Below are 3043 nucleotides of genomic sequence, written 5' to 3'. Positions count from 1 at the left end.
GGACAGGTCCAGTGTGATCGTGCGCTTGTTCCGGCCGAGCAGCTTCCACCACAGGCCGACGCCGTTCTTCGACGGGCCGTGACCGCGCGACGGGTCGGGCTTCGTCGGATGCTCGACCTTGATCACCTCGGCGCCGAAGTCGCCGAGCATGGTGGCGGCGATCGGCCCGGCGAAGAGGGTGGCGAGATCGAGTACGCGGAGACCGGCGAGCGGGGCGGTGGCCCCCGCCCCGGGCGTGTGCGGGGTGTGCGGCGTCATGGGCGGGACGCCTCCCGGTGGGTGAGCTGGGCCAGGGTGTCGAAGCCGATGCCGTTGAAGTCGCCGACGGACGTGGCCAGCCGGTTCTTCAGCGGGGCCGTCCAGCGGTCGGGGAGGGCGGCCGGGGAACCGGCGAGCAGGGCGGCGACGCCGCCGGCCGTGGCGCCGTTGGAGTCGGTGTCCCAACCACCGGAGACGGCACGGCAGATGGAGCCGGTGAAGTCGCCGTCGGCGTGGGTGAGGGCGGCGGCGATCAGGGCGGTGTTGGGGACGGCGTGGACCCAGTGGCAGGTGGCGGAGTGGGTGGCGTGGAGCGCGTCCACCACGGTGTCGAAGTTTTCGTGGGTGTTCGCGAGCCGGACGGCGTGGCGAACCGCCCGGGCGAGCCGGGAGCCGGGCGGTACGACGGTCAGGCCGGTGGCCAGGCAGGCGTGGACGTCGTGCGTTCCGGTCGCCGCGGTGGCGATGACGGCGGCGGCGAACATCGCGGCGTAGACGCCGTTCGCGGTGTGGGTGAGGGTGGCGTCGCGGTACGCCTGTCCGGCCGCGGCGGCCGGGTCGCCGGGGTTGGTCCAGCCGTGCACGTCGGCGCGGATCAGGGCGCCGATCCACTCGCGGAAGGGGTTGCGGTGGCGGGCGGTGTGCGGGGGGCCGATGCCGAGGAGGAGGTTGCGGTAGGCGACGCGTTCGGCGGTGAAGGTGCGGCCGGCGGGGAGTTCGTCGAGCCAGAGGCGGGCCACGTCGGTGGTGGTGAAGTCCCTGCCGTGGCGTTGCAGCAGGAGGAGGTTGAGGACGGGGTAGTCGAGGTCGTCGTCCTCGGGCATGCCGTCGATGTTCTCGGCGAGGGAGGTGGCCGCGGAGCGGCGGTTCCAGGGGTGTGCGGCGAGGAGGTCGCCGGGGACGGCTCGTGCCGTGAACCAGGTGTTCAGGGGCCAGTTGCCGGTGGACCGGGCGAGTTGGCGGATGCCCTCCAGGGGGAGCTTCTCCACGGGTTTCCCCAGCAGGCACCCTGCGGCCCGGCCGAGCCAGGCGGCTTCCAGGCGGGGCCGGGTGGGCGCAGCCGCGTCGGCACGACTGCCCGCGGGTTGTGCGGCCGGCCAGTTCGGGCACAGGGCTTTGATCCTGGGGAGGGCTGTCGGTTCTGTGTCTGCCAAGTGGCTGGGGAGTTCGGAGAGTTCGTCCAGGAGGTCTTCGGCCAGGAGGCGCAGGTAGCGGGAGGCGGGCTGGGGGGAGGCGCCCGAGCGGGGCGGGGCCTCCGGGCCGCCCGCGGCCCGCCAGCGGGCGGCGACGGCCGAGGGTTCGCGGCCGTCCTGTGCCGCCTGGCGCAACTCGTGGCCCAGCAGGTCCTCCGGCTGGACCCAGGTCAGTCGGAGCATCCCGGCCCTCCCATCCCGGCGAACGCCCGCTCATGGGCGCGGCGCCGCCGTACGTCCCGTTCGAAGATCTCCCGGGCCACCCCGGCCAGCGTGCGACCCGGCTCCCACAGGTCCAGGCGGCTGGCCTCCGCCACCGTCTTCGCCCAGTCCTCCGGGACCGGCGAGCCCAGCGCTCCCGCCAGCGCCCCGGCCATCGCCGCGATGGAGTCGCAGTCGCGGCCGTAGTTCACCGCGCCGAGGACGGCCTGCCGGAAGTCGCCGCGTGCCACCGTCAGCATGCCCAGGGCGACGGGCAGTTCCTCGATCGCGTGCAGCCGGGACGGGCGGCGGGCGCCCAGGGAGGGGTCGCGGTAGTCGGGGCCCACCGTGTCGTACGGCGCGACCGCCTCCCGCAGCGGGCCCAGCGCCGACTCGAAGTCGGTGTGGCGGCGGGCCGCGTCGCAGACCTTCTCGATCGCCGCCCGGGTCCCGTCCTTGGCCGACGACAGACACGCCGCCACCACGGAGTCCGGCGTCGCGCCCGGTGCGCACGCCGCCGCGACCCCGGCCGCGAGGACGCCCGCGGCCTCCCTGCCGTACGAGGACTGGTGGGCGCCGGCGATGTCGAGGGCCTCGGCGTACGCGGCCGCCGGGTTGGCCGCGTTGACCAGGCCGACCGGGGCCATGTACATGGCGGCACCGCAGTTGACGATGTTGCCGGTGCCGGCCTCGCGCGGGTCGACGTGGCCGTAGTGCAGCCGTGCGACCAGCCACTTCTCCGCCAGGAAGATCCGGTGCAGCGGCAGCGCCTCCGCCTCGAGCTCCGGGATCCAGCGCGGGTTCGTCATCAGGTCGGGGACCAGGTGGTCGGCGATCGCGTAGGCGTCGAGGTGGTCGCGGACGCGCGCGTACACCCGCACCAGGGCGTGCGTCATCAGCGTGTCGTCGGTGACGTGGCCGTCCCCCTTGTGGTACGGGGCGATGGGGCGGGCGGTGCGCCAGTCCTCGCCGTACCAGGGGCCGACGACGCCGCGCACACGGCCGCCGTGACGTTCGAGGATCTGGTCGGGGGAGTGGCCCTCGACGGGGCCGCCGAGGGCGTCGCCGACGGCCGCTCCGACGAGGGCGCCGGTGATCCGCTCCTCCAGGCTCGTACCCCGGCTCGTGTCCCGGACCGCGCCTCGGCTCTGTTCCCCTTCGCGCGTGTCTCCTTTGGGTGTCATGCCCCGAATCATCCCCCCGGAGGTGCCGGTTGTTCGGCTTCGAGCAGTTCGGCGAGTTCCACGAGGTCGGTGCCGGTGAGGTGGGGCAGGACACAGCCGGACAGGGTGCGGCAGGCCTCCCGCCAGGACTCCGGGATGGCCTCGGCGCCGCCCAGCGCACCGGTGAGGGCGCCCGTCAGGGCCGGGGCCGAGTCGGCCACCCGGGAC

3 protein-coding genes and 1 pseudogene are annotated in these 3043 nt (G+C 74.5%); all 4 read right to left on the bottom strand.

The features are described from left to right. Window positions 1-258, bottom strand: a 258-nt coding sequence (locus RH94_RS45730) for a CoA transferase (RefSeq protein ID WP_234426277.1), incomplete at its 3' end; no start/stop codon positions are given. After that, on the bottom strand, window positions 255-1634 hold the full coding sequence (locus RH94_RS36060) for an ADP-ribosylglycohydrolase family protein (RefSeq protein ID WP_073952503.1): 1380 nt from the start codon (window positions 1632-1634) through the stop codon (window positions 255-257). The genes RH94_RS36060 and RH94_RS45730, both read right to left, overlap by 4 nt. Further along, window positions 1622-2836: an ADP-ribosylglycohydrolase family protein gene (locus RH94_RS36055; protein WP_073952502.1), complete on the bottom strand. Its 1215-nt coding sequence runs from the start codon at window positions 2834-2836 to the stop codon at window positions 1622-1624. Before RH94_RS36055 ends, RH94_RS36060 begins: the two co-directional genes overlap by 13 nt. Before the next feature lie 8 nt (window positions 2837-2844). After that, window positions 2845-3043: pseudogene (locus RH94_RS45725) on the bottom strand (ADP-ribosylglycohydrolase family protein); the annotation flags it as partial.

Origin of the sequence: Streptomyces kebangsaanensis, from assembly GCF_001906585.1 — a bacterium.
Classification (GTDB): Bacteria; Actinomycetota; Actinomycetes; order Streptomycetales; family Streptomycetaceae; genus Streptomyces; species Streptomyces kebangsaanensis.
This window is presented reverse-complemented; position numbering and strand designations above follow the sequence as displayed.